3 protein-coding genes are annotated in these 4,251 nt (G+C 29.0%); all 3 read right to left on the bottom strand.

Going from position 1 to position 4,251, the window contains the following annotated elements:
• Positions 1-434: 434 nt before the first annotated feature.
• Complete coding sequence (locus A9G44_RS01280) at positions 435-1,553, bottom strand: glycosyltransferase family 2 protein (protein ID WP_065608936.1); 1,119 nt, start codon at positions 1,551-1,553, stop codon at positions 435-437.
• 169 nt (positions 1,554-1,722) lie between these two features.
• A complete protein-coding gene (locus A9G44_RS01275; RefSeq protein ID WP_065608935.1) occupies positions 1,723-3,021 on the bottom strand; it encodes a UDP-glucose dehydrogenase family protein in 1,299 nt (432 codons plus the stop codon).
• A 15-nt stretch (positions 3,022-3,036) separates the two neighbouring features.
• A complete protein-coding gene (locus A9G44_RS01270; protein WP_065608934.1) occupies positions 3,037-3,987 on the bottom strand; it encodes a UDP-glucuronic acid decarboxylase family protein in 951 nt (316 codons plus the stop codon).
• Positions 3,988-4,251: the final 264 nt, after the last annotated feature.

The following is a 4,251-nucleotide window of genomic DNA, read 5'->3' as shown; positions in this document are numbered from 1 at the left end:
ATTAAATTTTATTGATAAAATTTCACTTATAACTACAATATAATAAAAACTTTGTAATTATTTATTTCTAATATCATATTATTTACACTATTAAACGCTCAAAATATTTATTTAAAAATAATAGCATTTTTATAAATATAATATGTAGGAGTTTATCTGGTTGTTTATAGTAATTTGAAAAACTACTGTAATGAATATACAAAAAACAAAATTAACATCCTATCACACACAACAGATAGAGAGCTATATCTTATAAAAATACTGTCACAAATTCAGCTAAATGCCTTACGCTCAGTCGTCATGCTATTTATAACATACTAAAGAAAACCCGATTAAAACTTTTTGTTTCTTCATTTTCCTAGGTATAAAGGGTTGTTATAATATGATTTTGCTAAAAATTGAAAATAACAACTCTTTATACCTAAAAAAGTCTCTTATAATTTTTTATATATTCGATAAATATAGTATGGAAAAAATAAATAACTACGAATAATAACTAATATTTTTCCAAAAATTACTTTAATAACTTTGGTTCTTTTATCAATCTGCTTCAAATGAGGAGTATTGTTTTCTTTTTCAAAATGATATAGCCGTTTAAAAAAATCGTAATTTTTATCTTTTGCCATATTTAAGTAATAACGTTCATCACTTTCAGGAAAAATATTTAGATCTAAATCAAATATTAACTTATCATTACAATAATTTAAAAAATTAACCATTTTTTCTTCATTGTTATTACATTTTAATATTACCCATTGCGTCATAGAAACTAACTTTGACATAAAAAGCTTCTCATGGCCAACTAAATTATTGGTTTCAAGTAATTTAAAATAAAAATATTTCATTGCATCAATTACATCAAATAATTTTTTTTCATGGTTTGCTGTAAAATAAGTTTGATGCATTATCGAATTGCTTCTAAATACATAATTATATAGATTACAATCAATTCCATACAAATTTTTTGATGAACAAAGATATTGTAAAATAAATGCCATATCATCATGATAATGACCTGAAGGAAAATCAATATTAAATTTATCGATAATACTTTTTTTGAAAATTTTATTCCAAAGAACACTATTAACTTTATATTTTAGATCAAAATTTAAGGAGTGATACCCAAAAATATTTAGCTTATGATAACTAATATCATCATCACGTGCATCATATGATACATCATATTTTACTATATTACAATTACACATAACAATGTCGACATTCTTTAGTCTTATTGTTTCTAACATTTTTTCGCACATAGCCGGCTCATACCAATCATCACTATCACAAAACATGATGTATTCACCTCGTGCAATAGCTATACCTCTATTTCTAGCAATTGCTGGACCTTTGTTTTCTTGACTTAACAAAACGATATGTGAATGCTTATTAGCATAATCTTTTAAAATGTTAGACGACTCATCAGTGGATCCATCATCAATACAAATGATTTCTATGTTAGATATTGTTTGATTTAATAAACTATCTATACTTTTTTTCAAATATTTATCACAATTGTAAACAGGTACAATAATTGATATATCTAATGACATTATAGCCTCATAATATTCAAATAAAATGGTTATTATTTTATAATTAATTAAACGAGCCTCTATATACATAAATAGAGTTGTTTAAAACAATAAATTTACAATGTTACTTAATCATTCAACTACAAAAATCCGCATATCAATCCGCCTTATCAATAATATTGTTTTTCATTTAGTTACCTATCCTACAATATGAAAAACCAAGCTTGTTAGCAACATCGCAATTTAGAAGGTTACGAGTATCAAAAATGCTTTTAGTTCTCATTGTTGATGCAATACGACTTAAATCGTAATCTTTAAAATCATCCCATTCAGTTAAAATCACTAAAATATCAGCCCCATGAGCTACTGAATACATATCATCAGCATAGCAGATTTTATCGTCAAGTAACTCTTTAGCATTTGCCATTCCTTTAGGATCATAGGCAATAATTTTCATCTCAGATTTTAATAATTCTGTAATAATTTCCATTGCGGGGCTTTCTCGGCAATCATCCGTACCACCTTTAAATGCAAGTCCTAATACAGCAATTTTAGCATTTTTGACATTACTCACTTTCGCAATAATTTTTTCGGCAATATTCTGTTTACGTTTTTCATTGCCTTTTATTGCCGCATCGATCAGTGTAAGCTCCACACCATTTTGCTTAGCCATAAAATACATGGCATGAGTATCTTTAGGGAAGCAACTACCTCCATAACCAGGACCTGGATTTAAAAATTTATTACCAATACGAGAATCTAATCCCATCCCTTTAGCTACTTCATCTATATCTGCATGCGCCTTTTCACAAAAGTCAGCCATTTCATTGATATAATGGATTTTCATCGCTAAAAATGCATTAGAAGCATATTTGATCGTTTCGCTTGATCTTCTTTTTACAAATAAAATTTTTGATTTTTCAGCGAATGGTTTATATAACTCAGTTAATACTTCTTTAGCTTCATCTGAATCGGTTCCTATTACAATGCGATCAGGATTGAAAAAATCATAGACAGCAAAACCTTCTCTCAAAAATTCAGGCAAAGATACAACATCAAATTTTGCTTCTGGATTTCTTTTAGATATTAACATTTCAATATCATCACCTGTACCAACAGGAACGGTTGATTTAGTTGCAATAACCGTATAACCATCTAGATACTGAGCAAGTTCAGTAGCCGCCGCATGAACATATTTCATATCGGCTTCTTTAGTCACTGGATGTGGTGGTGTTCCCACTGCAATAAGAACAATATCTGCCCCCGCAACCCCTTCTTGCATAGAGGTTGTAAATGAAATATTCCCATTTTTTAAGTTTTTCTTTAATAGTTCTTCTAAGCCATCTTCAAAGAGAGTAACTTCGCCTCTTTGTAATTTTTCTATTTTTGATAGTTCTCTGTCAATACAGATAACTTTATGACCTAATTCAGCTAGTCCAACACCTGTAGGCAACCCTACATACCCCGTACCAATAATACCTATTTGCATTATTTATCACCTCTATTATTCATTTATTATTTCAGATTTAAAATATTCAATCGTTTTGTCTAAACCATGATCTAAATCAATATTTGGTTTCCATAATAATTTTTCATTTGCTAGAGATATATCTGGTTTACGCTGAGTAGGGTCATCTTTAGGTAAGTCACAATAAACAATTCTAGAAGTTCCACCAACTTTGGCTATTACTTTCTCAGCTAATTCTTTTATCGTAAACTCACCTGGATTACCTGTATTTACTGGCCCGACAAAATTATCTGAGGTTTTCATCATTTTGATAATTGCATCAATTAAATCATCTACATAACAAAATGATCGGGTTTGTGTGCCTTGTCCATAAATGGTGATATCCTCTCCACGTAGTGCTTGGCAAATAAAATTACTTACTACTCTTCCGTCTTTAGGATCCATTCTAGGACCATAAGTATTAAAAATACGAATAACTTTTATTCTTACATTTTCTTCACGATAATAATCAAAAAATAAACTTTCTGCACAACGTTTTCCTTCATCATAGCAAGCTCTTATACCATTAGGGTTTACATTGCCACGATAACTTTCAACTTGAGGGTGAACTAACGGATCACCATAAACTTCTGATGTGGAAGATAACAATATTTTGGCATTTTTCTCTTTTGCTAATTCAAGTAGATTAATTGCTCCATAAACACAAGTTTTTGTTGTCATTATGGCAGCTTTACCCTGATAAGCAGGAGGCGAGGCAGGACAGGCTAAATGATAAATTTCATCCAAATATCCATCAATTTCAATAGGATTAATAACATCATGGTTGATAAATGAAAAATTAGGGTGATCGATGATACTTGCCAAGTTTTTCATTCGACCTGTATAGTTATTATCAACACAAATAACTTTATTTCCTTCATTGATCAACCTTATACATAAATTTGATCCAAGAAAACCGCTCCCGCCTGTTACCAAAATGCTTGCCATTTATAATCTCCAATTGAATAAAGACGTTATGATTTTTAGTAAAAATGAATTACTATCTTTAATTTAAATTGATTTATCTTTCTGATTAAGTATGAATATAAAAAATATTACATTTTTTATTTTAAGTTAACTGATTCTGAAATGAACAATAAATCTATTTTCATGCCCTTTCAAATAAACGAGGCATTATTCAACTTAATAAGTTGGGGGAGTATAACTATATTATCGTATTTTTGACAATATTTTTTGTGATTTTTTTGTAAT

The organism is Gilliamella sp. Occ4-3 (genome assembly GCF_001690675.1).
Classification (GTDB): domain Bacteria; phylum Pseudomonadota; class Gammaproteobacteria; order Enterobacterales; family Orbaceae; genus Gilliamella; species Gilliamella bombi.
Note: the sequence above shows the minus strand (reverse complement) of the source record. Positions and strands in the feature narration are given on the sequence as shown.